Source organism: Mesocryomonas fontinalis, from assembly GCF_055730125.2.
In genome coordinates this window covers 1,081,422-1,104,668 of record NZ_JBUZWG020000001.1, presented here as the reverse complement: position 1 = coordinate 1,104,668, position 23,247 = coordinate 1,081,422, and the positions used below count along the sequence as shown (strand labels likewise).

At 66.4% G+C, this 23,247-nt stretch carries 25 protein-coding genes and 1 pseudogene; 14 read left to right on the top strand and 12 right to left on the bottom strand.

Annotated elements, in window-relative coordinates:
* Positions 1–3 precede the first annotated feature (3 nt).
* Both ACZL02_RS05085 and ACZL02_RS05080 read left to right on the top strand, forming a co-directional pair.
* Positions 4–1,505: pseudogene (locus ACZL02_RS05085) on the top strand (UxaA family hydrolase).
* 80 nt (positions 1,506–1,585) lie between these two features.
* The gene (locus tag ACZL02_RS05080; protein WP_472939072.1) at positions 1,586–2,584 is read left to right on the top strand and encodes a GntR family transcriptional regulator; all 999 of its coding nucleotides are present in this window, start codon (positions 1,586–1,588) and stop codon (positions 2,582–2,584) included.
* A 401-nt stretch (positions 2,585–2,985) separates the two neighbouring features.
* On the opposite strand, the gene ACZL02_RS05075 is transcribed toward ACZL02_RS05080, so the two are convergent.
* From ACZL02_RS05075 to ACZL02_RS05065, 3 genes are all read right to left on the bottom strand, one after another.
* The gene (locus ACZL02_RS05075; protein ID WP_472939071.1) at positions 2,986–3,819 is read right to left on the bottom strand and encodes a helix-turn-helix domain-containing protein; all 834 of its coding nucleotides are present in this window, start codon (positions 3,817–3,819) and stop codon (positions 2,986–2,988) included.
* 251 nt (positions 3,820–4,070) lie between these two features.
* Complete coding sequence (locus tag ACZL02_RS05070; protein WP_472939070.1) at positions 4,071–4,442, bottom strand: cupin domain-containing protein; 372 nt, start codon at positions 4,440–4,442, stop codon at positions 4,071–4,073.
* A 92-nt stretch (positions 4,443–4,534) separates the two neighbouring features.
* On the bottom strand, positions 4,535–4,801 hold the full coding sequence (locus tag ACZL02_RS05065; RefSeq protein ID WP_472939069.1) for a YjiS-like domain-containing protein: 267 nt from the start codon (positions 4,799–4,801) through the stop codon (positions 4,535–4,537).
* A 503-nt stretch (positions 4,802–5,304) separates the two neighbouring features.
* Between ACZL02_RS05065 and ACZL02_RS05060 the strand changes: the two genes are divergently transcribed.
* The 3 genes from ACZL02_RS05060 to ACZL02_RS05050 all read left to right on the top strand — a co-directional run bounded on the left by ACZL02_RS05060 (position 5,305) and on the right by ACZL02_RS05050 (position 8,074).
* Positions 5,305–5,778 carry a VOC family protein gene (locus tag ACZL02_RS05060; RefSeq protein WP_472939068.1) on the top strand — a complete coding sequence of 158 codons (474 nt, stop codon included), beginning with the start codon at positions 5,305–5,307 and terminating at the stop codon, positions 5,776–5,778.
* A 363-nt stretch (positions 5,779–6,141) separates the two neighbouring features.
* The gene (locus ACZL02_RS05055; protein ID WP_472939067.1) at positions 6,142–6,315 is read left to right on the top strand and encodes a hypothetical protein; all 174 of its coding nucleotides are present in this window, start codon (positions 6,142–6,144) and stop codon (positions 6,313–6,315) included.
* 280 nt (positions 6,316–6,595) lie between these two features.
* Positions 6,596–8,074: a reverse transcriptase domain-containing protein gene (locus ACZL02_RS05050; RefSeq protein ID WP_472939066.1), complete on the top strand. Its 1,479-nt coding sequence runs from the start codon at positions 6,596–6,598 to the stop codon at positions 8,072–8,074.
* Positions 8,075–8,307: 233 nt separating this feature from the next.
* Here the strand turns inward: ACZL02_RS05050 and ACZL02_RS05045 are convergent, their stop codons facing one another.
* A complete protein-coding gene (locus tag ACZL02_RS05045) occupies positions 8,308–9,183 on the bottom strand; it encodes an SDR family oxidoreductase (protein WP_472939065.1) in 876 nt (291 codons plus the stop codon).
* 281 nt (positions 9,184–9,464) lie between these two features.
* Between ACZL02_RS05045 and ACZL02_RS05040 the strand changes: the two genes are divergently transcribed.
* The 5 genes from ACZL02_RS05040 (at position 9,465) to ACZL02_RS05020 (ending at position 11,942) form a co-directional block, all read left to right on the top strand.
* Positions 9,465–9,620, top strand: coding sequence for a hypothetical protein (locus tag ACZL02_RS05040; RefSeq protein WP_472939064.1), 156 nt, complete (start codon positions 9,465–9,467; stop codon positions 9,618–9,620).
* Complete coding sequence (locus tag ACZL02_RS05035) at positions 9,621–10,181, top strand: PRC-barrel domain-containing protein (RefSeq protein ID WP_472939063.1); 561 nt, start codon at positions 9,621–9,623, stop codon at positions 10,179–10,181.
* Positions 10,182–10,354: 173 nt separating this feature from the next.
* Complete coding sequence (locus ACZL02_RS05030; RefSeq protein WP_472939062.1) at positions 10,355–10,525, top strand: hypothetical protein; 171 nt, start codon at positions 10,355–10,357, stop codon at positions 10,523–10,525.
* A 152-nt stretch (positions 10,526–10,677) separates the two neighbouring features.
* Entirely contained in the window at positions 10,678–11,667 is a 990-nt protein-coding gene (locus ACZL02_RS05025; protein ID WP_472939061.1) for a dihydrodipicolinate synthase family protein, read from the top strand.
* Positions 11,664–11,942, top strand: coding sequence for a hypothetical protein (locus tag ACZL02_RS05020; protein WP_472939060.1), 279 nt, complete (start codon positions 11,664–11,666; stop codon positions 11,940–11,942). The genes ACZL02_RS05025 and ACZL02_RS05020 overlap by 4 nt, the downstream gene beginning before the upstream one ends.
* A 137-nt stretch (positions 11,943–12,079) precedes the next feature.
* Here ACZL02_RS05020 and ACZL02_RS05015 read toward each other — a convergent pair whose 3' ends face one another.
* The gene (locus ACZL02_RS05015) at positions 12,080–12,760 is read right to left on the bottom strand and encodes a type 1 glutamine amidotransferase domain-containing protein (RefSeq protein ID WP_472939059.1); all 681 of its coding nucleotides are present in this window, start codon (positions 12,758–12,760) and stop codon (positions 12,080–12,082) included.
* Positions 12,761–12,877: 117 nt separating this feature from the next.
* Between ACZL02_RS05015 and ACZL02_RS05010 the strand changes: the two genes are divergently transcribed.
* Together ACZL02_RS05010 and ACZL02_RS05005 are read left to right on the top strand one after the other, a co-directional pair.
* Positions 12,878–13,795, top strand: coding sequence for a LysR family transcriptional regulator (locus tag ACZL02_RS05010; protein WP_472939058.1), 918 nt, complete (start codon positions 12,878–12,880; stop codon positions 13,793–13,795).
* Positions 13,796–13,971: 176 nt separating this feature from the next.
* Positions 13,972–15,522, top strand: a complete 1,551-nt coding sequence (locus ACZL02_RS05005; protein WP_472939057.1) for a cation:proton antiporter — start codon at positions 13,972–13,974, stop codon at positions 15,520–15,522.
* Between the two features lie 22 nt (positions 15,523–15,544).
* Here ACZL02_RS05005 and ACZL02_RS05000 read toward each other — a convergent pair whose 3' ends face one another.
* The 5 genes from ACZL02_RS05000 to ACZL02_RS04980 all read right to left on the bottom strand — a co-directional run bounded on the left by ACZL02_RS05000 (position 15,545) and on the right by ACZL02_RS04980 (position 19,307).
* A complete protein-coding gene (locus ACZL02_RS05000; RefSeq protein ID WP_472939056.1) occupies positions 15,545–15,796 on the bottom strand; it encodes a hypothetical protein in 252 nt (83 codons plus the stop codon).
* Between the two features lie 100 nt (positions 15,797–15,896).
* Entirely contained in the window at positions 15,897–16,406 is a 510-nt protein-coding gene (locus ACZL02_RS04995; protein WP_472939055.1) for a 2'-5' RNA ligase family protein, read from the bottom strand.
* A gap of 156 nt (positions 16,407–16,562) precedes the next feature.
* Entirely contained in the window at positions 16,563–18,032 is a 1,470-nt protein-coding gene (locus ACZL02_RS04990; protein WP_472939054.1) for a sensor histidine kinase, read from the bottom strand.
* Positions 18,019–18,696 (bottom strand): winged helix-turn-helix domain-containing protein, encoded by a 678-nt coding sequence (locus ACZL02_RS04985; RefSeq protein WP_472939053.1) that lies wholly within the window; start codon positions 18,694–18,696, stop codon positions 18,019–18,021. Before ACZL02_RS04985 ends, ACZL02_RS04990 begins: the two co-directional genes overlap by 14 nt.
* Positions 18,693–19,307 (bottom strand): dual specificity protein phosphatase family protein, encoded by a 615-nt coding sequence (locus ACZL02_RS04980; protein WP_472939052.1) that lies wholly within the window; start codon positions 19,305–19,307, stop codon positions 18,693–18,695. The genes ACZL02_RS04985 and ACZL02_RS04980 overlap by 4 nt, the downstream gene beginning before the upstream one ends.
* A 208-nt stretch (positions 19,308–19,515) precedes the next feature.
* On the opposite strand from ACZL02_RS04980, the gene ACZL02_RS04975 reads away from it, so the two are divergent.
* Entirely contained in the window at positions 19,516–20,109 is a 594-nt protein-coding gene (locus ACZL02_RS04975) for a GNAT family N-acetyltransferase (protein WP_472939051.1), read from the top strand.
* Between the two features lie 29 nt (positions 20,110–20,138).
* Here ACZL02_RS04975 and ACZL02_RS04970 read toward each other — a convergent pair whose 3' ends face one another.
* Both ACZL02_RS04970 and ACZL02_RS04965 read right to left on the bottom strand, forming a co-directional pair.
* On the bottom strand, positions 20,139–21,167 hold the full coding sequence (locus ACZL02_RS04970) for an Ldh family oxidoreductase (RefSeq protein WP_472939050.1): 1,029 nt from the start codon (positions 21,165–21,167) through the stop codon (positions 20,139–20,141).
* A 124-nt stretch (positions 21,168–21,291) separates the two neighbouring features.
* Complete coding sequence (locus ACZL02_RS04965; RefSeq protein WP_472939049.1) at positions 21,292–22,329, bottom strand: L-idonate 5-dehydrogenase; 1,038 nt, start codon at positions 22,327–22,329, stop codon at positions 21,292–21,294.
* A gap of 130 nt (positions 22,330–22,459) precedes the next feature.
* On the opposite strand from ACZL02_RS04965, the gene ACZL02_RS04960 reads away from it, so the two are divergent.
* Positions 22,460–23,227 carry an SDR family oxidoreductase gene (locus tag ACZL02_RS04960; protein ID WP_472939048.1) on the top strand — a complete coding sequence of 256 codons (768 nt, stop codon included), beginning with the start codon at positions 22,460–22,462 and terminating at the stop codon, positions 23,225–23,227.
* Positions 23,228–23,247 lie beyond the last annotated feature (20 nt).

The following is a 23,247-nucleotide window of genomic DNA, read 5'->3' as shown; positions in this document are numbered from 1 at the left end:
GCCATACGCCTCAACATGAAGGACAACGTCGCCGTCGCGCGATCGGCCATCTCGGCCGGCGAGAATGCGGGCGACGTGTTCGTCACCACGGATGTGCCGGCCGGGCACAAGCTAGCGCTGGGGCCGATCATGCTGGGCAGCGACGTCGTGAAGTACGGCCAGGTGATCGGCTTCGCGACCCGCGACATCGCTCCCGGCGAGCACGTGCACCTCCAAAATATGGCCATGCACGACAGCGCGGTGGTGCATCAGTTCGCCGCCGATGCCCACGCGACCCCGCTTCTGCCGGAGTCCGCGCGGCGCACCTTCATGGGTTACAAGCGGACTGACGGCCAGGTAGGCACGCGGAACTACATCGGCATCATCTCATCGGTGAACTGCTCGGCCACGGTGTCGAAGGCGATCGCCGACCATTACAACCGGGGCGGCGGCCTTGCGGGCTTTCCGAACGTGGACGGCGTCGTGGCGCTGACCCACGGCACCGGGTGTGCCATCAGCATGAAGACCGAGGGCTACCAGTACCTGATCCGGACGCTGAGCGGCTACGCGCGCAATCCGAACTTCTCCGGCATCCTGATGATCGGACTGGGATGCGAGACGAACCAGATCAGCTTCATCACCGATAAGTACGGCCTCGAGGAAGGGCCGTTCCTGCGCACGATGACGATCCAGAACCTCGGCGGCACCCGCAAGACCGTCGAGGCGGCCTCTGCGATCATCAACGGGATGCTCCCGGCGATCAACGCGATGCAACGGACCGAGCAGCCGCTCTCCGGCCTGAAGCTTGCCCTCCAGTGCGGCGGCTCCGATGGGTATTCCGGCATCTCCGCCAATCCGGCGTTGGGCCTCGCCTCCGACCTCCTCGTGCAGCACGGCGGCACGGCAGTCCTCTCCGAGACGCCGGAGATCTACGGTGCCGAGCACCTGCTGACGCGTCGGGCGACCTCGCCGGCGGTCGCGCAGAAGCTGATGGACCGGATCGACTGGTGGCAGGGCTATACCGAGCGCCACGGCGCGGAGCTCAACAACAACCCGTCGCACGGCAACAAGGCGGGAGGCCTGACGACAATCCTTGAGAAGTCGCTGGGTGCAGTGGCCAAGGGCGGCTCGATGCCGCTCGAGGCCGTCTACGAATACGCGGAGATCATCGACAAGACGGGCTTCGTCTTTATGGACACGCCCGGCTACGACCCGGTCGCGGTGACCGGCCAGGTGGCGGGCGGCTGCAACATGATCGTCTTCACCACGGGCCGCGGCTCGGTCTCCGGCTTCAAACCCGCGCCATGCATCAAGGTCGCGACCAACACCGCGATGTTCGAGCATATGGACGAGGACATGGACATCAACACGGGCGGCATCGTAACCGGCGACGACACGATCGACGCTGCCGGTCACCGGATATTCGAAAACTGATCGCCGTGGCCTCCGGCGAGAAGACGATGAGCGAGACCTACGACTACGGGGACAACGAGTTCGTCCCGTGGCAGCTCGGCGCGGTCACTTGAGCCGGCTGAGGCCATAAGCTTCGAAGCGTCGTGACAGTCGGCGGACTTCACTCTACCACTTCGGCCGGGACGAACATGTTTTGAGAACGGGTGAGCAGATTTTGGTCGCGTTCGAGCGGAAGCCAGCCTACGCGAGCATGACGGAGACGCTCCGGGAAAGCATGGCTCGAGGAGGCATCCCGGCAGGGACCGTGATCCTCGAGAGCCATCTCGCGACCCTCTTCAACTCGAGCCGTGCGCCCGTCCGACAGGCGCTGGCGACCTTGGAGAGCGAGGGCCTAGTCGGCCGCTTCGCAGGACGCGGCCTAGTCGTCGGCCCGGGTTCGGCGCCGTCGCGCATCCCTATCACAAAGGAAATGCTGGCGCGGTCTTCGAGCGACGGCCTGCTACCGGACGTCGATCCGGCCGACGCCATCTACTACGCGGTGGAGCGCAACATCATCCTGCACTCGCTGTTCGGCGGATACCGGGTGAACGAGCTGGCACTCGCCCGCGAGTACGACATCAGCCGCCTCGCCGCGCGCAACATCCTGCTGCGCGCCCAGGGCCTCGGGATCGTCGGCAAGGGCGAGAAGTCCCACTGGTGGATTGTCCCCCTCAACCTCGATCGCATGGCGGCACTGTACGAACTGCGCGCGATCCTCGAGCCCGTCGCCCTCGGCAACGCCGCCGCGCGGATCCCCATGGCGCTCGTCGAAAAGATCTTCGATCGTCACCGAGACGCCATCGAGCGTTTCCCGGAGGTAGACATCGCGACGCTCGACGAACTTGAGGACGACATCCACGTGAAGCTGCTCGGGCACTCCACCAACCCGGAGATCGTCGAGGCGCTGAAGCGGGGCCGCGCGCTGTTCGTGTCGACCAAGCACATCCAGATCGCCCTCCGGCGGACCGCGCTGATCGATCCGTTCCTCGACGAGCACCTGTCGGTGGTGGAGGCGTTGCGGGACGGCCGGGTGGAGGCGGCCCAGCAGTGCCTGCACGACCACCTGCGGGCGTCGAACGCGAAGTCGCTCCGGAACCTCGCCAGCTTCAACGAAAGCCAGAAGGTCGAGCCCGTCGACTATATCCTAACTTAGTTACTATGCAGGCAAGGGACGAAAGCGGTCTGCCCGCTTCTGGGCGAGTTCGCAGATAGCTGCCATTCCGTTCACGACCCTTCCAAGCCATTCCTGCCTACGAAGCCCGCACCTGAGAGCGGATGTCGGCGGGTAGACCGCTTACGCTTCCTGCGAAGACACCGGGTTGTTCGCGAGCTGACGTGCACGACCCGAATGGAGCCCGGCGCCGCCCGGCGAGAAGCGCCCCATAAGGCTCTGGACCTGTCGCCGTACGACGTCGCAGGGAGGTCGGTGTCCCTGCGGACCTGAAGGGTGCCGACGACTGTCTTTTGTTGCCGTCGCGTTCGTGCCGAGGGCTGCGTGTCGCAACTCGGCGACCCAGTATGCGGCCGCCATCGCGAACCGCACCTCGACAGGCATCAGCTCTGCCGCATCCGCCGCCATGCGCCCGGCCCCGCCCCGCAGGACCGCGCGAAGACGCGCGTGAAATGGCTCTGGTCGGCAAAGCCGCAGGCAACGGCGATGTCCGCCAGTCCGAGCGTCGAGGTCAGCATCAGGTCCTTCCCGTGGGCGATCCGGCAGGTCTGGAGCCAGCCGTGTGGCGTCGTGCCGACACAGGCTTTGAAGGCGCGCGAGAAGTGCGCCAGCGACAGGCCGCACTCGCCGGCGATGTCCCGGATCGCGATGGCCTTCGAGAGGTTCGCGGCGATCATCTCGCGCGCCCGCCGTTCCTGCCAGGGCGCGAGCCCGCCTGGTTGGGGAGCGCTTTTCGTCATGCCGCCGTAGACCTCGGCGAAGTGCACGCCGAGACCCAGCATGACGTGATCCTGGAGAAGCAGGCTGGTGGACTCGGGACGGGCCAGCGCCTCGAGAAGGAAGCCTTGCAGGCGTCCGACGACCGGATCGTGGGTCCGCCATCCCGGCGCGGAAAGCGTGGAAATCCTCGGCGCTCCGGCATCCTCGGCGATCTCGTCGAGCGCCGCCTTGGGGACGTGGAACATCAGCGTATCGACCGGATGGGTTAGCCGGCCATGCGGCTCCTCGGAGAGGTCGAAGATGCTGAGCGTCGTGCTCGGAGCCGCCTCCGCGGGCACGTACTTCCCGTCGATCCAGAAGTCGTGCGCCGGATGCTCGCGAAGCTGGAAGAGGACGACATGGGCATCGTCCGCCGGCATCCCGGCGATCAGTCCCTCGTCGACGTCCGTCGGCGCAAAGCGGGTGACGCTTAGCGCCGTCGCGCGCGTGGCTGTCACCAGCCTTGGCCCGCCGCCGGGAAACTGCGGACCCGGTTGGCGAGGCGGTGGGCTGTTACGTTTCCCCATGCCTGCCCTCCTTCCGGATCTAGGTTGGCGCCTTGGATCGGCGAGCCTGACGTGCGTTAAGTTCAGGCATAGCACCTGCGACGAGGCGGGGTGTCGTTATCTGCCGGACGGCGAAAGCACCGGCTCGGCGCCAACGACGCGGAGATTGGTTGCCCCGCTCTCGTCGATGCCGACCCGAAGGCCTACGAGGCGATGCCGGGACCGTAAATCTTGCTGCCGTAGGTCGCGGCCAAGGCCGCGATCCCCATTGGCAGCATTCCGGCAAAGCTTTGGAACATCGGTTCTAGGCCGCCCGGCGTGAAGGTCGTGCGTAACCGCACCTCCTGCCCCGACAGGTTCGCCCACGAATGCGGCATCTCGGGCGGCACGAGCACGATCGTGCCCGCGGCGCCCTCGAAGCGATCGTCACCGCAGACGAAGGTCATGGTGCCCGAAAGCACTTGGAAGACCTCCTCCTCCCGGTGCGAGTGAAGCGGCGGGCTCGCTCCCGGCGCGATGGCGTGCTCCATGATTGTGTAGCGCCCGCCGACCTGGTCAGAGTGGACGCGGATCATGGTCCGCTCGCCCGGGACAACGTCGAACCAGACGCCGTGCTCGGGTCGGGAGACGATTGCACCCCCGCAGGAGTGGGCCACCACGGACCGGGTCAACGCCGACCTCCAGCCAGGTGCCCGGACAGCGCGGCGTAGTAGTCAATTTCGGATCGGCCGATGCCGATGTCGCGCAGCATGCGGTCATCGAGCATGGACAGCTCCCTTGCCGCGCGTCGGGCTCGCCGACGGACCGCCATCGCGGCGGCGATCGAAAGGGCAGCGAGATGCTGGCGCGCCCACCAACCAACGGGACGGCGGATGCGGACAGGAGAGGCTTTCCTGCGGGCGGGATGCGGGTAAACCGCGATCATCATGGTCATCGAAAGTGCCTTCAGTTTGGAACGAGAGCGGGGGTGGCGTCCGTGCAGGTGACGGAGGCAGGCCATCGCAGAGGTCGGCCTTCGACCGTCGTGGCTGGCATTTGGTGATTCGCCGAAGCTCTCGAACGGCGTCCGAAGTCCCGGTCACCGGAACCTCTGCCGCATCTCCTAAAGGCCGCGAGCCGTCAGGGATTGGACGATCCAACCGCTTATGGATCGATCCTGCGGTCTTTGCCCCGGAGAGATACTCGCTTGCTGGACTGTCAGTGTTCAAACCGAGTCCGGTTCGACTGCACTGAAGCCGTGCCGCTCGTTCACCGCCGTCACGATGAGGATGGCTGGGCTCGGAGTAGACGACATTTACTCGGTTGCCGTGGCCAGGTTTACGCAGCCAGAGTTCCCACTTTTCGGATTGCTCAGACGCGTCGGCGATCGTGAGCGGCCGGGAAGCTGCTCTCGACCCTTTGCAGACGAACGGTCTGTTTGCTGGTAGGACGGACCGCATGACAGACCAGGCAAACTTCTACGTGCAGCGCGCCGACCATGTCGGCTTCGCGGTCGCCTCCCTCGATGCGGCGCTTCGGTTCTGGGTCGATGGGCTTGGTGCACGGCTCGTGCGCACGGGCGAGATGGGTGGCGAGTTCCTTGGTCAGGTGACGGGCGCGCATGGGGCACAGGTTCGCATGGCGATCGTCTCGCTAGCGGATCAGACGATCGAACTCCTAGAATATCGAGGGCTGGATCAGCCAAGCGTGACGGCCAAGCCGTTCGACCCTGGCTTCGCGCATCTAGCCCTCGTGGTCGATGACATCGACGCGCTCCTTGCGCGGATTGGCCCTTACGGCTGGAAGGCGCAAGGTACGCCGCAACCTATCACTAGCGGCGGGCGGGCCGGAACGCGGGTGATCTACGCAGTTGGCCCTGACGGCGCGACGATCGAGTTCATGCAGCCGCCGGCTATCGCGAAAGACCACTGATCTCGCGGGATCAGCGTCCGCTTTCCACCCAGGCCGGTCGAACCAGTAGCGTGGGTTCCTGGGCAGTACTCTCCCGTCATCGTTTCCAAGCCCGTGGTTTGGAACTTTGGGTTTCTGGGCGCCTAAACTCAGGCTACCGCGAAAAGTCGACCTAAAAGGCAATGTCTTTTCAATAGGGTTATGAGGGGGCCGATTCAGAACTTTGGGTCGCCCAACAGGCGGCTGGTGGTTGTGAAAAGACGCGAAGTTTGCACCGAGGTGGCCAAACTTCGCGTCAAAAGACTCAACTGCCTGCGACAGCGATTTCTTAGAATACTATTCCACTGAATCATGCCCGCTGCAAACTCAACGAAGGAGATTGAAATGGCCACGAATCCCCCAGCCGGTGACGGTCATCGCAACGGCGCTGTGAAAGATCGGTCGCAGGTGCACAACCCCAAGACCGACACATGGACGAAGCGGAATAGTGACACCGGGAAGTTCATGGACGGCAAAAAGGACGGGAAACCCTTCAAGGGCATCACGAAAGAAAAATAGAAAATTTGTTGCTTGGCATATTGTGTTACTAAGTAATCATACCCACATATACTTCATCGCAGGTGTAGGCTTGCGAGTACAGAGTTAAGCCTGTCAACTGCAAGCGAGACGATTAAGTTGATGATTAGCACGATCATTTCCTTAGCAATATCGACACAGCACGCCGGCAGATTGGCGAATAGTCCAGAACGGACCTCCCCAATATACTCGATCACGTTGAACGAATGGCAGCCTTAGAGGGTCGATCGACCTTCGTGTACAGACGGCAAAGGACGCTGGGATGACGGTATGCCAGCCCGATCAGCGTCCTTTCTCGACACCTCCTCGCCCGTGGGAGATGCCAGCCTCAAGGCTGAAGAAATATCGGCATTTCGATCGCGTACTGACCGCGGCAGAGGCTACCGAACTCGCCAACAACCCGGTCGCCGTTAGCCAGCACGCGTTTCATCCCCTCCTCCTTTTCGAAGACGTGAAGCGATATTTCCGCAGGCCTGGCGAAGTTCCTAAGCCGCCGAAGCTGCGACCTCTTCGGTATGCTGCTCGAAGCGACGCCTATATCTACATGCGATACCGGGACTGGCTTTCCTGCCTCTACGAGGAGGAGCTCGAGAAGCGGGAGTTGGGAAATGCCGTCCTTGCGTACCGCAGGATCAAGAGCCCTACTCACCCAGGCAACAAGTGCAATGTCGACTTTGCCTACGACGCCATCAACCACATCCGACGGCTGGGCGATTGTCATACGGTCTGCCTGGACATCAAGGGTTTTTTCGAGAACCTCGACCATCGACGGCTGAAGGACGTCTGGTCCTCACTCCTGGGAGAAAACCAGCTTCCTCTTGACCATTACAAAGTCTTCCGCAGCCTGACGAAATACGCGGAGGTACCGGTCAAGGAGGTGTACCGCCGGCTTGGCTTTTGGGGCCTCAAAAAGCTTCCCGGCCGCCCCTTGGTCGAGGGGTACCTCATCGATCGTCGCGAAATACCGATCCGGCTATGTGATTCCGAAAAGATGCGTCAGGTCGTTTTCGGCCAAGACAGCATACACTCGAACATCGCCGTCGTACGAAAAGTCGACTACGGCATCCCGCAGGGAACGCCGATTTCTGATTTGCTCGCCAACGTCTACATGCTCGATTTCGATAGAGATATGCAGGCCTTGGCCGTCTCGGCAGGTGGCGTCTATATGCGCTACAGCGACGACATCCTGTTCATCATCCCGAGTGCCAGCGGCAATCCGCTGGCACTGTGCCAAACCGTTAGTTCGACAATCTCGCTGCACGGCGCGAAACTTCAGATCTCAGATGCCAAGACAGCAATCCATCAGTTCTCGGTCGCCGGTGGCAAGCAGTCCTGCCTAGGTTTGATCGCCGCCTCCGCAAACAAAAACTTCGAGTATCTCGGGTTTCGGTTCGACGGCCGTAAGATCCGGATCAGAGATTTCACGCTTTCTGGTCTCAACCAGAAAATCGCCGGCGTCGTGCGCCGAGAAGCGATATCTTCCGTAAGTCGGTACAGGTCGAAAAGCCCGGCGGAGATAGTTGCCCTCTTTGACTTCGGCTCGATCAACCAGCGATTTGGACGTGTCCGTGATTTTGAGGACGTGAAAGAGAAAGCCGGTTGGACCTTCTGGACTTACGTCAAGAAGATTGAGCAGGTCATGAAGGCCGATGCGCATCCGATATTGCAACAGCTGAAAAAGCAGAAAGTTCAGATCAGAGAGAGGTTCGCGAGCTACGTAGAGCAGCAGCACGGCCAGTAACGACAAATATTTTGAGGTTGCAGACCCTCTATCTGTCTCACTCCATCACCGGCTCGAACCAGCTGGAAGTGGGAAAGTCGCCCGAGCGCGGCTGCGCATCTCTCCGTGTTCTCAAGTCTCCGCCTGCTGCGGAGGATGGCGATGAGCCGCCAGCGGTCTGCAGCGCCGTGAGGCCGGCGCCCCGGGGAGAGCGCCGACGCCAGGCTGGCGTTCGGCGCCCGTCGCACTGGCCGTCAGTACATCGGCAGGCCGCCGGTGACCGGGATGACGGCGCCGGACATGTAGCTGCCCTCGCGCGATGCGAGGAGGACGTAGGCGGGTGCGAGTTCGGCCGGCTGGCCGGCGCGGGCGAGCGGCGTGTTGTGGCCGAGCTTCTCAAGCTCGTCGGGCTCCTTGGCGATGACCTGGATCGGCGTCCAGACCGGGCCGGGCGCGACGGCGTTGACGCGAATGCCCTTCGGCGCCAGCAGATTGGACAGACCGATGGTGAGGCTCGCGATCGCGCCCTTGGTCGCGGCATAGACGATCATGTTCTCGGTCGCGACCTTGGCCTGGATGCTCGTCGAGTTGACGATCGCCGAGCCCGGCTTCATGTGCGGGGCCGCGGCCTTCGCAAGGCGCAGCATCGCGAAGACGTTGACGGCGAAGGCATCCTGCATCTCGTCGTCATCGATGCTCGCCAGATCCTCGTTCGTCGTCTGCGCCGCGGCGTTGTTGACGAGGATGTCGAGACCGCCGAGGTCGGACACCGTCCGCGCCACGAGGTCGGCGCAGAGTTCGCGGTCGCGGATGTCGCCCGGCAAGAGGATGCAGCGGCGTCCGGACTTTTCGACCCAGGCCTTGGTGTCCTCGGCATCGACCTGCTCGGTCGCGAGATAGGAGATCGCGACGTCCGCCCCCTCGCGCGCATAGGCGATCGCGACCGCCTTGCCGATGCCTGAATCGCCGCCGGTGATCAGCGCGACGCGGCCTTCGAGGAGGCCCTTGCCGACATAGCTCTCTTCGCCGTGGTCGGGCCGCGTGTGCATCTTCTCCTCGAGGCCGGGGAGTGTCTGCATCGTCTCTCCGGGGAACTGGGTGGGCTGGCTGGTGCGGGGATCGTCGGTCATGTCTGTTCCTGTCGTTTGGATGTCAGGGCAGCAACGATCCGTCGCGGATATCGCTCCCGCACCAAAGCCGATCCCCAAAGAGGCCAGCGTTCTAAGGCCAAAAGTTCCCGCTTCGGCCCGTCGCAGCGCGGGCGCCTGCCCCTCAATCTTGATGCGGAACGGGTCAAATCCCTCTCGAAACCTTATGCGCGAAGGCGGATCGTCGCAGCCGAGCGCATCGGCCCATCCCTGGATGTTGCCATGGCGCCCTGTCGAACGGGCTCTCGGGCCGGGAAGAACTCATGCTGTCTCACCTTCGCAATGCCGTCGTCCTCACCGGGCTGCTCGCGGCCGCCACGCTCCTCGTGCAGCCGGTCGCCACGCTCGGTCTCGCCCATGCAGTACTGTCCGCCCCGGCCCTCGCTTTGGCGCCGGCGGTCAGACCGGAGGGATCCTGAATGCGCGTCCGGCCGAAAGGCCGCGGGCGACACGGACTGCTGGCCATCGCCGCGGTCGCGACCATGGCGGCGATGGTCGGCCATTCGGACACCGCGGCGTCCGAGCGGCGGCGCACATTTTGGCCGAACGAGCACGAAACGATGGCGTCCGCGGCAATCTCAACCAACGGCGCCGACGCAGGACGAATCCGGGTGTCGAGGCTCGTTGGCTCGATGGTTGTCGGGCCACAAGGACAGCGTGCCGGCACCGTCGACGACGTGCTGGTCGATGCCAGCGGTCGCGTGGTGGCGGTCACGCTGAATGTCGGGGCGTTTCTCGGGGTGGCGATGCGAACCGTCGCGGTGCCGATGGCCTTGCTGCGCCTCGTGCCCGCGGCGGAAGCGGCCCACCGCCCGCCGCCGCCAACGCCGCCTGCCCCGGCCGGCGAGAGCGCTGCAGGCCTTCTCGAGGACCTGATGACGCGCATGCCGCCCCGCTGGCAGGCAGGTCCCGCCGATCACGTCGAGGTCAGCCTCAGCCGGAGGGACCTCGCCGGCCTGCCGGCCTATGCCGGCGAGTGAGGGAACCGGTCGGGGCCTTCCTTGCCGAAACACTACGGAGACGACCGCTCTTCCGTATCGAAAACTTACGCGGAAAAGCGGATTCAAGGGGCATCCGCAACAGCGAAGGTCTTCCTCGCATGCCCAACATGAACCCCTCGTCGATTGCCAGGCATCCTTATCCCGGGGCGTCGATGCCAGGCTTCGAGCTGAAACACGACGACGGCGGCTGGGTCGTCAGCGGGACCGGCGACCAGTGGGGCGGCATCTTCGTCAGCCGCGACGCCGCCTTGCGGTTCGCCTGGACGGAACTCGAGCAGGCGGGTCCGGCATCCGCCCGTCCCACTGCAGAGCGCCTGGCATGAGCGCGCAGGCGGCCGTCGCGGGGCTGCTTCTCCTGACCGTCTCCGCCGCGATGCTGGCGATGGGCGGCCTCTACGCCCTGACCCTTGGCTGACGCCAGGACGGCTACGTCCAATGCAGCCCGTCACTCTCTCCCTGATCTCGAGGCAATTCCATGAACATGCCCGGTGTCGTCACCTCGCTTGTGACGCCCTTCTCCTCCCCTGCCGATGGCTCCGGCGGAACCAGTCCTCTCATCGACGAGGCAGCCTGGCGTCGCAGCGTGGCGTTCCAGCGCGACAGTGGGATTCCCGCGGTCGCTATCGCAGGATGGATCGGCGAAGGTCCCACTTTGTCGCGAAAGGAGCGGCAGCGGCTGGTGTCGCTAGCGGCGGAGGCCGCAGGCCCGATGCGGATCTACGCCGACGTCAGCAGCAACGATACGGCAAGGGCCGAGACCTACGCCGCGGATGCCGAGGCGGCCGGTGCCGACGCCGTCATCGTCGTCACGCCGTCCTATAGCCGGCCGAACGTCGCGGGTGTCCGGCGCCACGTCGAGCGGATCACGATGGCGGTCGATCTGCCGGTGTTCGTCGAGTTCGACGAGACCAGGACGCGGTGCAGCCTCGGCGCGCGCGACATCGCCAAGCTGATGCGGATCGACGGCGTCGCCGGGCGGATCGACCACGCGGCCGGCCTGTCTGCAGGCGAGGATCCCGGGCGCACACCCGGCGCGGCCCAGGTGTTGGCGGCGAACGAAGCAAGTGGCCTCGCTTCAAGCCTCAGTGGGGCCGATGGCCTGTTCAGCACCATCGCCAATCTCGCGCCTGTGGAGGTGCTGGCGCTGCATGAGGCGTGCCGGGACGCAAACATCCCCCGCGCCCGCGTGCTGCACGCCCGGCTGATGCCACTGATCGCGGCAGTCGAGACGCACGGCGTCGCCGCGCTGAAATACGCGCTGCTGCTTCGCCGCGGGCTCGAGGGCACCTTGCGCCTTCCGCTGGTGCCGCTCGATCGCAGTGCCGAGATCGAGGTGGAGACGGCGTTGTTCAGGATGACCACGGCGGAACTGGAGGAAACGATGCCGAACGCCCATTCCGCCCTTCTCGGCGGGCCGCACGGGGCTCACCGGGAACACCGCATCATCGCGGGCAACCGGCGATGACGCCACCGGACAAGGTGCCCGCCGATGGCATGAAGCTCGGCGACTGCGGCTCTGCGCCGACGGAGCCTGCCGGTGCTGCGGCCGTCCTCGGCTGGATGAGGCAAGTCGTGGAGCGTGGCGAAGACCTCCAGCGCCAGCTGAAGCACGCCACCCCGGACTTCGTCCAGGAAGCCCTCCTGGCATCGACCCGGAGGTTGCTGGAGAAATGCCGCGAGGAGGTGTGCGTGCTGGAAGCCGGCGGGCACGCCGATCGGAACGGCGGCGGACCCGCCTGAGCCTTATGGGGCGCTCGCCTAGCAAGATGGGTCTGCCGCCATCGGACCTATGGCCGCAAGCCGCGCGCCCTGTCCGGCGCACGGCCTCAATGTTCTCGAGCCTACGGAGACCGGGTGTGTTGCCCGATCGCCGAGCTCTAGGCCGCGACGTGCTTGACGAGGACCTTGGCTGCGAGTGCCGACGAACCGGGGTTCTGGCCGGTGGTCAGCAGCCCGTCGGTGACGACGTACTCGGCCCAGTCGGCGCCCTTTTCATATTTTCCGCCCTTGGCGACGAGTTCGTCCTCGACGAGGAAGGGCACGATGTCGGTGAGGCCGACGGCGGCTTCCTCGCTGTTGGTGAAGCCGGTCACGCGCTTGCCTTCGACCAGCGGACGGCCCGCCGGCGTCTTGACGTGGCGCAGGACACCCGGCGCATGGCATACCAGCGCAACCGGCTTGCCCGCGGCGATGAAGGCTTCGATCAGCTTGACCGAGTTCGGGTCCTCGGCAAGGTCCCAGAGCGGGCCGTGGCCGCCGGGGTAGAACACTGTGTCGAAGTCCTCCTGGCGGAGCGTGTCGAGCCGGACCGTGCTGGCGAGCTGGGCCTTCGCTGCGGCATCCGCCTCGAAACGGTGGGTTGCTTCCGACTGGGCGTCGGGCTCGTTGCTCTTCGGATCGAGCGGCGGCTGGCCGCCGGCGGGCGAGGCCAGCGTGATCTTGGCGCCCGCATCCTTGAAGACGTAATAGGGCGCGGCCAGCTCTTCGAGCCAGAACCCGGTCTTGCGGCCGGTATTGCCGAGCTGGTCATGCGAGGTGAGGACCATGAGGATCTTCATCGGACGTTCCTGTCTTGAAGATGGATCGGATAGGGTGGACCGCCTTTCTGCGCCTCTCTCGATCATAACTCCAATTTATCCGTTGAATTTCAGACATTCATCCAGCAGCATGACTGAATGCGCTATGACCTGAACCTCCTGCCGGTGTTCGTGACCCTCATGGAGGAGCGCAGCGTCACCCGCGCCGCCGAGCGGCTAGGGATCACCCAGCCCGCTCTGTCGAACGCCCTCGGCCGTCTTCGCACCATGCTCGGCGACCCGCTTTTCGTGCGCGAGCGCTATGGCATGAAGCCGACGCCGGTGGCGCTGGAGCTCTTGCCGGTTCTCGTCGCCTCTCTGTCGGCGATCGAGGAGGCCGTCCGCAGTCAGCAGGAATTCGATCCGGCGAAGGCGGAACGGCTGATCACCATCGCACCGAACAGCTATGTCGAGTTTGTCCTGATGCCGCGGGTCGTTGCCCGCCTGCAGGCCGAGGCGCCAGGCATCCGGCTTCGGCTCGTGCCCTTCGGCAATGATCTGGCGGAGACCGGCGCGATGTCGGGGGAGACGGCCATGGTGCTCGGCCGGATCGTCGAGCCGCCGGACAGCCTGGTGGTTCAGCACCTGATGGACGACGGACTGGCCTGCGTCGTCCGGGCCGGCCACCCGGAGGTGGGGGCGAGCCTTTCGCAGGCCATCTACGAGAGCTTGCAGCACGTTAACGTGCTGCCGCCCGGCCGCCTGCGCGCCGGGCTGTTCCAGGCACTGGAGCGGCGGGGCGTGCGGCGCGACGTCGCCGTATCCGTCACGCACTTTCTCGCCGTTCCGGAAATCGTCGCGGTCACCGACTATTGCGCCACCTTGCCGTGGCTGATCTGCCGACATATCGCCCGTGACCCCCGGCTGAAGGTCGTGCCGGCGCCCGTCGACCTCGGCACCTTTCCGGTCGATCTCGGCTGGCACGTCCGCTACCGCAACGATCCCGCCCATCGCTGGGTGCGCTCGCTGGTCATCGCGCTGGCAAAGGAATTGTCGGCTGAAGGACCGCCGGGCTAGCACGCCGCCGTCAGGCGGAGGGCCGCAGCTGGCGCTATCGGCAAAGACTAGGAGCACCGCCCATCGCCTGCCCGCGCGCACCCGCCGCCGGATACGCTCGCGGGATTCGCGCGGGATTGGTGATCTGCCATCCGCGCTCTATGTAACGGCGAGCGAACCACCCCCGAAAGCCCGCCATGATCGTGTTTGAAACCATCCTTGCGATGCTGGCTGTCGGGGTGGTGATGCTCGGTCTCGCGCGTCGCTGGCACCTGCCCTATCCCGTTCTGCTGGCACTGGTCGGCGTTGCGCTGGCGATCGCGCCGATCGATATCGACTTCCATCTGGACCCGTCGCTGGTGCTGGCCCTCTTCGTCGCGCCGGTCCTCCTGGATGCGGCCTACGACACCTCGCTGCGCGACCTCCGGCGCAACTGGGGCGCAGCGCTGAGCCTTGCCCTCGTCGCCGTCGGCCTGACGACCGCCGCAGTGGCCGTTGTCGTTCACCTTCTGGTGCCGACCATTCCTTGGGCGGCCGCCATCGCCATCGGCGCCATCGTCGCCCCGCCCGACGCGGTGGCCGCGACGACGGTGCTGCGCGACGTCAAGCTGCCGCACCGCATTGCCGTGATCCTGCGCAACGAGGCGCTCCTCAACGACGCCTCGACCTTGCTGATCTACCGGCTGGCGCTCGCCGCCGTCGCGTCGGGCGGCGGCATCGGTGCCGAGGTCATCGCCCCGGCCTTCCTCCTGTCGCTGGTCGGCAGCCTGGTGGCGGGCCTCGCGCTGGCCTGGCTCGTCGGCCTCGTCACCGGCCGGATCGAGGATGCGCCGACGTCGATCATTGTTCAGTTCGTGTCGACCTTCGGCGTCTGGGTTCTCGCCGAGCGGCTGGCGCTGTCGCCGATCCTGACGATCGTCATCTACGGAATGACGCTGGCGCGGCTGCCTTCCGCCTACCCCACCGCGCGGCTGCGGCTTCCCTCCTTCGCCGTCTGGGAAACGGCGGTCGTCGTCCTCAACGTCCTTGCCTTCCTCATCATCGGCCTGGAACTCGGCCCGGTCATCGCCTCGGCCTCCCCGGACGAACTCCGGCACTGGATGATCGTCGGGGCGGCCGTGCTGGGAACCGTGATCGGCGTCCGGCTGGTCTGGACCATCGCCGCGGCCTTCTGGAGCCGCTGGCAGATCGCGCGGACCGACGGGGCAACGGTCGAAGGCGGCCTCCTGCCGGACTGGCGGACGGGCGTGATCGTCGGCTGGGCCGGCACGCGGGGCATCGTCACCGTCGCCACCGCCCTCGCTTTGCCGACCGATTTTCCCGAACGCGGCATGCTGCTGTTCTCGGCCTTCGCGGTGACCCTCGGGACGCTGGTGATTCAGGGTCTGACGCTGCGCCCGCTGGTGATGGCCTTCGGGCTCGAGGAGGACGACCCGGTCGCCCGCGAAGTGCGCGAGGCCCGCATGGCGACATCCGATGCCGGCATTGCCGCCGTGCGGGACGACGCCTCGCCCGGGGCCGCCGCGCTTCGCGCCGAGCTGGAAGCCGAGAAACGGGTGGCGGAGGCTGCCGAGGACGGGTTTGGACGGCCGACCCCGCCGGAGAAGGCGCTGCGGGCAAAGGCCCTCGTGGCGCGGCGCAACCGTCTTCTCGCACTCCGGCGCGAGGGCACCATCGGAGACGAGGCCTTCCACCTGATCGAAGAGGAACTGGACCTTGCCGATCTCGCGGTCGCGACCCGCACCTAGAGCCTATCCCTGCGGCGCCGGCTCAGCTCGGCCGCGGCGACCAGCGCGACAGGTCCTCGCGTTCAACGCCGTCCAGCGGAACGTAGCGGACGAAGCTCGCACGCTTTCGGCACCAGGTGCAGCGCCAGACGCGGGCCTCGATGTCCTCGCCCGGCGCGATGACGTCCATGAAGTCGGAGGCGCGGAAGATCGCCTGCTTGCCGCATTGGCACCGCACGAGGATGCCGAGCCCTTTCCGCAACCCGTCCGCGAAGCTCTTGATCGCCTGAACCATCTTCTGCCCTGATGCCCGCCTGGAACATATCAGGAACAGTTGTGTACGACGAGGGTTCCTTCTTCACGCCCGCGGGTCCCGCCAAAGAGGCCTGGCCCGTTCAGCCGGCGAAGGCGAATTCGCCCGCGGCCTCCCACGGCCCGCCGCGGTAGTGCCAGAGCAGCAGGCCGGTGGCGGTGACTTCGAAAGGCGCGAAGCCATCCGACAGCGCATCGAACGTCTGCCGCGCCGCCGCCGCGGAACACTTGTTCTGGATGGTCACGTGCGGCCGGTACCCTTGCGCGTCCTGCCGTGTCAGCGTGTCCACGAAATCGGCTGCAAGGCCCGCGCGAAGCGCCGCGAGTTGTGCACTCTCGATCGCATAGGCCGTGCCTTGCCCGAGAAAGCGCAGGCCGCTCACCGCCATGGCGAAGGGCGCAGCGCCCGCCGCCTTCTCCGCCACGGCGGCCGCGACCTCGGCATGGCGGGCGCCGGGCAGATGGTGGAACAAGGTGAGGTGCGCGGGGATGAAATTGCGGGCCGGCGGAAAATACTGCCGGCGCATCCGATCGAAATGCGCGAAGCTGTCGGCGTCGAACCGCAGTGTCAGGATCAAGGGTGCGTCGTCCACGGGGCATTCTCCGGCTGGCTGGCTCAACCCGTCTGCGGGAAGCAAGGCCGGGGTTTCCCCATCTGGCGCCGGGTCGGCACTCCGCCACCACAAACCCGCGTGATACCGGCGAAGTCCGGCCCTGCCGGCGCCACGACGCACGGCGATGGCGGTGGTTCAGGCCTTCTGCAGCGCCGTCGGTGGCGCCAAGACCGCCCGCCGTGGCTGGCTTAGGGCAAGGCCCGCGGTCTCGGCGATCAGCGGCGGAAACACGACGCGCATGAGCAGCCCCGGTGCGTTGTCGGCGGCCTCGATCCGCGCATCGTGAAGGTCCACGATCGCTGCCACGAGGGCGAGGCCGAGGCCGTTGCCGGGCGTCGTGCGGCTTCGGTCCAGCCGGTAGAGCCGCCGGAAGATGCGCTTGCGCTCCTCGACCGGGATCCCGGGCCCGTCATCGCTGACCCCCGCGACGACCGCGCCGCCCTCCGCCCTCGCCCACAGCCGGATCAACGCAGGCGCAGGCGCATGGGTGATCGCGTTCTCGATGAGGTTGGCGAAGAGCTGCTGGAGAAGATCGCGGTCGCCGAAGATCACGAGGTCGCCGGAGACGTCGAGCTCCATGCGGTGGCCGCTCGCATCCGCGACGGTGTCGAACACGTCCTGCAGCTGCGTCAGCAGGACGGAGAGGTCGATGGAGCGAAATTTCGCCTTGCGCGCGCCGGCCTCGATCTGGGCAATCCGCAGCAGCGCGTTGAAGGTCTCGATGATCGAATCGACTTCGGCGACCGCCCCGTCGAGCGTGCTCTTGCGCAGCGTGCCGGCGGCATCGCCGTCCTGTGCCGCCTCCAGCGTCTGCCGCAGCCGGGCGAGCGGCGTGCGCAGATCGTGCGCGATGTCGGTCGACACCTGGCGCAGGCTGCTCATCAGCACGTCGATGCGGGCCAGCATGGCATTGATGTCGCTGGACAGCCGATCGAGCTCGTCCCGCTTGCCGGCGATCGGCAGGCGAAGATCGAATCGCCCGGCAGCGATCGCCCGCATCGCGGAGGCGATCGCGTCGACGCGGCGCGTCGGGCCGATGCTGACGGCAAGGCCGCCGCCGAGCGCCAGCAGCACCGAGACGACGCAGCCCCAGAGCAGGGAAGCGAGGATGATCTCCTGCGTCTCGTCGAGAATATGCGAGTTGCGCGCGGCCATCACCCGGTAGCCGCCGATCACCGCCCCCACGCCGAAGAGCCGCACCTCGTGATCGCTGTTGAGGCTGGCGGCGTTCAGGAGGGCGGGGCTCAGCTTGACCACCGAGCGCTTCAGCTTGCGCTCGCTCCAGCCTTCCAGCCACACCTCGGCCGGCAGGTTGCCGGCGACCTTGCTGCCGTCCTCGCGGGTGAGAAGGTAGAAACGGTCGTCGGAAACGCTGTTGGAGCGTCGTGCGATGTCGGCGCTGAGACCCTCGAGCCCCCTCGTCGTCCAGGCATCGTTCAGCGCCCCCATGTCCTCGTCGATCGACCGTCGAACGATGCCGTCGACCTCCGACGTCGCCTTGAAATAGGTCACGCCGAGAATCAGCACGACAGAGACCAGCAGCAGCAAGGTGTAGCCGAGGCCGAGGCGGAAGGAGGTCGAGCGAAACTGTTCAGGCAGGTGCATTGAGAGAATATCCGGCGCCTCGTACGGTGCGGATCATCTCCTTCTCGAACGGCTTGTCCACCTTTGATCTGAGGCGACTGACATGGGTCTCCACCACATTGGTCTTCGGATCGAAGTGGAAGTCCCAGACACGCTCCAGCAGCATGGTGCGCGTCAGCACCCGGCCGCGGTTGCGCATGAGATATTCCAGCAGCCGGAACTCCCGCGGCTGCAGCTCGATGACCACCCCCTCGCGCACCACGGTGCGGGCGATCAGGTTCATCTCGAGGGCGCCGACCTTCAGCACCGTCTCCTCCTTGCGGCTCGGGGCCCTTCGGCCGAGCGCGTTGATCCGCGCCATCATCTCCGAGAAGGCGAAGGGCTTCAGCAGATAGTCGTCGCCGCCGGCCTCCAGCCCCTCGACCCGGTCGTCGACGCCGCCGACCGCCGTCAGGAACAAGACCGGCGTATCGCGGCCGGACGACCGCAGAGCGCGCACGATCGACAGGCCGTCGAGGCCCGGCAGCATGCGGTCGACGATCATCACGTCGTAGTCACGGGTGCAGGCGAGCTCCAGCCCGTTCGGCCCATTGGCGGAGTGGTCGAGATCGTGCCCCTCCTGGGCGAGGCCACCGACAATGTAGTCCGCGGTCTGTCTGTCGTCTTCGATCAGCAGTATTTTCATTTGGCAGCCAACATCTCCGTGTCGCCGAAGGCTACAGCACGTCGCCCCGACGCGTCCCAGTAATCCGCAAATTTTGCAAAGGCCCGGTCCATTGCCGCCGTCCGCGAGCCGAACCAGGGAAAATGCCCGTAGAACGGGGAGAGCTGGCCGGCGGCCGCCTCCTTGCTGCTGCCGGCGACCACCAGTTCGTAGATCGCCGCGGCCAGCCCGGTGCGGTCGGCGCCGCTGCGGCAGTGGACGAGCATCGGGCCCGGCGCATTGCGCTCGGCATTGGCGAGCGCCAGCATGGTCGCCATATCCGGCTCTTCGCCCGCCGACAGCGCGATCGGGACGTAGCGCACGCCGTACCCCTCGGCGACCGAAGTCTCGGCGGCATACCAGTTGCTGTCCGGATGCGCCCCGCGCAGGTTGATGATCGTGCGGATGTTCCTGTCGAGGACGAGCTTGGTCAGCGCCGGCCCGTCCAGCTGTCCAGAGCGGTAGAACAGGCCGTCCTCGACCACGTGCAGATTGCCGGTGACATGCTGGTAGGCGGCATAGCCAAGCGCCGGCGAGAGGACAACGAGGATCGCTACTAGGACCAGGCGCAGGCGGAATTGCAAACGGGACATCGGCACCTCGCTACGAGAACTTTCCCCGTGATAGGAGCGCTTCCCCCTCGAGCCGATGGCCGGAACTATACCGATCGCCAATACCGGCGTCCGACATCGGCGCTGCGGCAGACGTACTTTTGCGGCTGCAGCATCGGCCGGAATGTCGTAGTCGGGAACAGCCCGGCACCAATGTCGCCGGCCTGTTCGCGCCTGGGAGTTCCAAACGATGCTCACCGCCGGATTTCACGACGTCCCGCAGGGGATGCTCGCCACTGTCGTCACCTACCTCGAAATGACCGGGCGCCCCCAGCTGCGGCCGGAAACGGTCGAGGCCGGCTGGCAGCTGGAGCGGATGGCGGCCGATCCCACGGCCTACCGTGCGCTCCACCGCGCGGTCGGGATCGACTGGCTCTGGTTCAGCCGTCTGGCGATGGACGATGCGGCTCTGGCCGCCGAGATCGCGCCCTCAGCGGTGGAAATCTACCAGCTGAGCGACGGAAAGGGCGGGCTCGGCCTGCTGGAGCTCGACTTCCGGCAGGAGGGCGAATGCGAACTCCTGTTCTTCGGGCTTTCGCAGTCGCTGATCGGCGGGCCTGCCGGGCGGTTCCTGATGAACCGCGCGATCGAGAAGGCGTTTGCGCATCCGATCCGGCGGTTCTGGCTGCACACCTGCACGCTCGACCATCCAAGGGCCATCGCCTTCTACACCCGCTCCGGCTTCACCGCCTACAAGCGAGAGGTCGAGATCGCCCCCGACCCGCGCCTCGCGGGACTGGCGCCGCCGGATGTCGCACCGCACATCCCGCTGCTGGCCGGCTAAGGGCGGCGCCGGCGTTCCGCCCTTATGGCTCACGCCGTCTCCAACCGCTCCAGCATCGCGTTCATCTCGTCCGAAACGGCAATGCCTTCCCGCGCCGACTGCGCCCGCGCTTGAAGCCTTCGGTCACCGGGCAGGCGATCCTGTCCGGCGTCGTGCAGCAGATGGAGGAGCTGCTCGACCCGCACGTCGAAATCCGGCAACGCCCCGCGCCCGGCCTGGGGATCGATGAGGATCAGCGACTGGCCGGTGTGCGGGGTATGCGCGCCGGGGTGGGAGGAGAGATCGACCTCGGCCGAAAACTTTCCGCCGACCAGCGCCGCGCAGAGGATTTCCACCATCACAGAGAGCGCTGCGCCCTTGTGGCCGCCGAAGGGGCGCAGCGCGCCGCCGTCGAGCACGGCGGCGGGATCCGTCGTCGGCTCGCCCCGCCGGTCGATGCCGACACCCTCGTCCAATGCGCGCCCCTCGCGCCGGGCGACCTGCACGTCGCCGTTCGCCATCGCCGATGTCGCCATGTCGAACACCAGCGGCGGTCCGTCGGCACGCGGAGTGGCGAAGGCGATGGGGTTGGTGCCGAGCACTGCCCTCTGGCCGCCTTGCGGCACGACGCTTTTCATCGAGTTGATAAAGGCAAGGGCCACCAGCCCCTCCTCCGCAAACGGCTCGACGTCGAGCGACAAGGCCCCGAGATGGTGCGAATTGCGGATGGCGACGACGGCGACACCGTTCGACCGCGCCCGCGCAACCGCCTCCGACCTCCCAGCCGAAAGCGCCGGCACGGTGAAGCCGTTGCGGCCGTCGATGCGCAGGAAGCCTGACGCGGCGTCCTCGACGACCGGAACGGCGCGACCGTCGACCCAGCCATGGGCGTTGAGGCTGTCGACATAACCCTTCATCCGAAACAGGCCGTGGCTGGCGGCGCCGTCACGCTCCGCCGCGGCACAGTTATCCGCGAGCAGGCGGGCGACCTCGCCGGAGCAGCCATGCCGTTCGAAGATCGGCTGCAGCCGCCGCACCAGTGCCTCGAACGTCACGCGCCCGCCCACCATCGCATCCATATCATGCCCTCTGAGATCGCCTCCCCTCCACCGGCAGGCGATCCTGCCGCAGGTGGTGGCCTTGTCGCGGGACGGTGTCACTGGCCGGGCTGGTCTGTCCAGCGGCGTCTGGTCCGGTCTCCGGCTAGAAGTGCAGATGCACTTTAATCGCCCGGCGGCGGTCGGCGGCAAGTTCGAAGGCCTCGCTGAGGCGCTCCATCGGCAGTTCGACCGACATCACCGGCGCGACATCGACGAGATCGCGTGCCAGCCAGTCGACGGCGGTATGGAACTCCTCGGCGAAGCGGAAGGCGCCGACGAAATCGATCTCGCGCGCCATCAGGAGGTTCGCCGGCAGCGGGATCTCGCCCGGCGGCATCATGCCGAGCTGCACCACCCGACCGCCCGGCCGCACGACCCTGAACAGCGAGGACAGCGCCAGCGGCGAGCCGGTCGCCTCCAGCGCCACGTCGAAGAAGCCCTTGTCGGCCTCGTAGGCGGCCAGCTGCTCGGGCTGCGTGCCGACGTTGATCGTCTCGTCAACACCGGCACGGAGCGCCAGCGCGAGAGGCTGGTCGACGAGGTCGGTGATGGCGATGAAGCTCGCACCGGCGCGCCGCACCGCCAGCGCCACCAGCATGCCGATCGGGCCGGCGCCGGCGATCACGACGCGCTTGCCGAGGAGTTCCCCGGCACGGCGGACGCCGTGCAGCGCGACCGCCAGCGGCTCGGCGAGCGCCGCCTTGGCGAAGGACATGGTCGCGGGCACCGGCACCGCCTGGTCGGCGCGGCAGACGAAGGTTTCGGAGAAGGCGCCCTGGACGTGCGGAAAGATCGCCGCCGAGCCGAAGAAGCGCATGTTGCGGCAGAGATTGCCGCGCCCGGCCCGGCAGTAGTCGCAGCGGAGGCATGGCCGGCTCGGATTGACCGCAACGCGCTGGCCGATCGCGAGGCCGGAGACGCCGTCGCCCAGCGCGATCACCTCGCCGGAGATCTCGTGGCCCAGCACCAGCGGCTCGCGCAGCGCGAAGTCGCCGACGCGTCCCTTGCCCCAGTAGGACAGATCGGACCCGCAGATGCCGCCGGCGCCGAAGCGGACAAGGACGTCGCCCGGCCCGGCCGCTGCCGCCTCCCGCTCGTCGATGCGAAGGTCCTTGGCGGCATGGATGACGGCAGCACGCATTCGGCAGGTTCCCCAGATCTCGCCCGGCGTTCCGCCGGCTTGCGATGCCAGGGATAACATGGAATAGCACGCGGAAAAGCGGAAAGACGGTCCGGCGCATGGCGCCCGCGGCTGCGAGGGGAACGCCGGGATGTCGTTGAAACTGTTCGATCTCACCGGCCGCACCGCCCTCGTCACCGGCTCCGGCCAGGGCATCGGCTTCGCGCTCGCCGAAGGTCTCGGCAAGGCGGGCGCGCATGTCGTCCTCAACGGCCGCGACGAGGCCAAGCTCGAAGCCGCCGCCGAGCGCCTCGAGGCCGACGGCATCCAGACCTCGATCGCCAGCTTCGACGTCACCGAGGTCGACGCCGTCCGCGCCGGGGTCGACGGCATCGAGGCGGCGGTCGGTCCGATCGACATCCTCGTCAACAATGCCGGCATCCAGCGCCGGGCGCCGTTGGAGGATTATCCGACCGAGACCTGGCACGAGATCATGCGCGCCAATGTCGACTCGGTCTTCTATGTCGGCCAGGCGGTCGCGCGGCACATGATCGGCCGCGGCCGCGGCAAGATCATCAACATCGCCAGTCTCCAGAGCGCCGCCGCCCGCTACTCCATCGCGCCGTACACCGCCACCAAGGGCGCGGTGAACAACCTGACCAAGGGCATGTGCACGGACTGGGCGCGGCACGGGCTGCAGATCAACGCCATCGGTCCCGGCTATTTCGAGACGCCGCTGAACCAGGCGCTGATGGCGGACCCCGACTTCGACAAATGGCTGAAGACGAGGACGCCCGCCGGCCGCTGGGGCAAGGTCGAGGAGTTGCAGGGCGCAGCGATCTTCCTCGCCTCCGACGCCTCGAACTTCGTCAACGGGCAGATCCTCTACGTCGACGGTGGCGTGCTCGCGACCCTCTGACACGCCGATCCGCCCCCTCT

Excerpts from the sequence above, each read along its gene's own strand:
- ACZL02_RS04980 (WP_472939052.1), bottom strand. The coding sequence starts at position 19,307 with ATGTCCCGTTTGCAATTCCGCCTGCGCCTGGTCCTAGTAGCGATCCTC.
- ACZL02_RS04970 (WP_472939050.1), bottom strand. The coding sequence starts at position 21,167 with ATGGATGCGATGGTGGGCGGGCGCGTGACGTTCGAGGCACTGGTGCGG.
- ACZL02_RS04965 (WP_472939049.1), bottom strand. The coding sequence starts at position 22,329 with ATGCGTGCTGCCGTCATCCATGCCGCCAAGGACCTTCGCATCGACGAG.
- ACZL02_RS05040 (WP_472939064.1), top strand. The coding sequence starts at position 9,465 with ATGCTGTCTCACCTTCGCAATGCCGTCGTCCTCACCGGGCTGCTCGCG.
- ACZL02_RS05020 (WP_472939060.1), top strand. The coding sequence starts at position 11,664 with ATGACGCCACCGGACAAGGTGCCCGCCGATGGCATGAAGCTCGGCGAC.
- ACZL02_RS05045 (WP_472939065.1), bottom strand. The coding sequence starts at position 9,183 with ATGACCGACGATCCCCGCACCAGCCAGCCCACCCAGTTCCCCGGAGAG.
- ACZL02_RS04975 (WP_472939051.1), top strand. The coding sequence starts at position 19,516 with ATGCTCACCGCCGGATTTCACGACGTCCCGCAGGGGATGCTCGCCACT.
- ACZL02_RS05025 (WP_472939061.1), top strand. The coding sequence starts at position 10,678 with ATGAACATGCCCGGTGTCGTCACCTCGCTTGTGACGCCCTTCTCCTCC.
- ACZL02_RS05000 (WP_472939056.1), bottom strand. The coding sequence starts at position 15,796 with ATGGTTCAGGCGATCAAGAGCTTCGCGGACGGGTTGCGGAAAGGGCTC.
- ACZL02_RS05035 (WP_472939063.1), top strand. The coding sequence starts at position 9,621 with ATGCGCGTCCGGCCGAAAGGCCGCGGGCGACACGGACTGCTGGCCATC.
- ACZL02_RS04990 (WP_472939054.1), bottom strand. The coding sequence starts at position 18,032 with ATGCACCTGCCTGAACAGTTTCGCTCGACCTCCTTCCGCCTCGGCCTC.
- ACZL02_RS05070 (WP_472939070.1), bottom strand. The coding sequence starts at position 4,442 with ATGATCCGCGTCCACTCTGACCAGGTCGGCGGGCGCTACACAATCATG.
- ACZL02_RS05060 (WP_472939068.1), top strand. The coding sequence starts at position 5,305 with ATGACAGACCAGGCAAACTTCTACGTGCAGCGCGCCGACCATGTCGGC.
- ACZL02_RS05065 (WP_472939069.1), bottom strand. The coding sequence starts at position 4,801 with ATGACCATGATGATCGCGGTTTACCCGCATCCCGCCCGCAGGAAAGCC.
- ACZL02_RS05010 (WP_472939058.1), top strand. The coding sequence starts at position 12,878 with ATGCGCTATGACCTGAACCTCCTGCCGGTGTTCGTGACCCTCATGGAG.
- ACZL02_RS05015 (WP_472939059.1), bottom strand. The coding sequence starts at position 12,760 with ATGAAGATCCTCATGGTCCTCACCTCGCATGACCAGCTCGGCAATACC.
- ACZL02_RS05005 (WP_472939057.1), top strand. The coding sequence starts at position 13,972 with ATGATCGTGTTTGAAACCATCCTTGCGATGCTGGCTGTCGGGGTGGTG.
- ACZL02_RS05030 (WP_472939062.1), top strand. The coding sequence starts at position 10,355 with ATGCCAGGCTTCGAGCTGAAACACGACGACGGCGGCTGGGTCGTCAGC.
- ACZL02_RS04985 (WP_472939053.1), bottom strand. The coding sequence starts at position 18,696 with ATGAAAATACTGCTGATCGAAGACGACAGACAGACCGCGGACTACATT.
- ACZL02_RS05055 (WP_472939067.1), top strand. The coding sequence starts at position 6,142 with ATGGCCACGAATCCCCCAGCCGGTGACGGTCATCGCAACGGCGCTGTG.
- ACZL02_RS04960 (WP_472939048.1), top strand. The coding sequence starts at position 22,460 with ATGTCGTTGAAACTGTTCGATCTCACCGGCCGCACCGCCCTCGTCACC.
- ACZL02_RS05050 (WP_472939066.1), top strand. The coding sequence starts at position 6,596 with ATGACGGTATGCCAGCCCGATCAGCGTCCTTTCTCGACACCTCCTCGC.